Below are 660 nucleotides of genomic sequence, written 5' to 3' on the forward strand. Positions count from 1 at the left end.
ATGGCGGTACTTCAGTCGGTACGACTGAGCGTATCCAAGCTGTGGCAGAGAAAGTAAAAAAGTTTCGAGATTCAGGTGATGATGTTGTAGTGGTTGTCTCTGCAATGAGTGGAGAGACTAACAGGTTAATATCATTGGCCGATGCAATATCTAAGGATCCTGTACCTCGTGAAATGGATGTGCTGGTGTCGACCGGTGAGCAGGTGACGATTGCTTTGTTGAGTATGGCTTTGCAGCAGATTGATTGTGATGCAATGTCTATGACAGGTGGTCAGGTTCGTATTTTGACTGATCAGTCTCATATGAAGGCAAGAATACAGGATATTGATGAGTCGCGAATGCGCGAGGCCTTGTCTGCGGGTAAAGTTGTGGTTGTTGCTGGTTTTCAGGGAGTTGATGAGGATCATAATATTACGACGCTTGGTCGTGGCGGGTCAGATACCACTGCTGTTGCTCTAGCGGCTGCGCTCAAAGCGGATGAATGTCAGATTTATACAGATGTCGACGGAGTGTATACAACGGACCCAAGGGTTGTTGATAGTGCGCGCCGTATGGAAAAAGTGACATTTGAAGAAATGATAGAAATGGCGAGTTTGGGCTCTAAGGTTTTGCAGATTAGGGCGGTTGAATTTGCCGGGAAATATAGTGTGCCTTTAAGAG

At 46.4% G+C, this 660-nt stretch carries 1 protein-coding gene; it reads left to right on the forward strand.

Translation table 11 applies throughout. The features are described from left to right. Positions 1 to 660, forward strand: a 660-nt coding sequence (locus A3756_RS04865) for an aspartate kinase (RefSeq protein ID WP_156490278.1), incomplete at both ends; no start/stop codon positions are given.

It is taken from the genome of Oleiphilus sp. HI0086 (assembly GCF_001635225.1).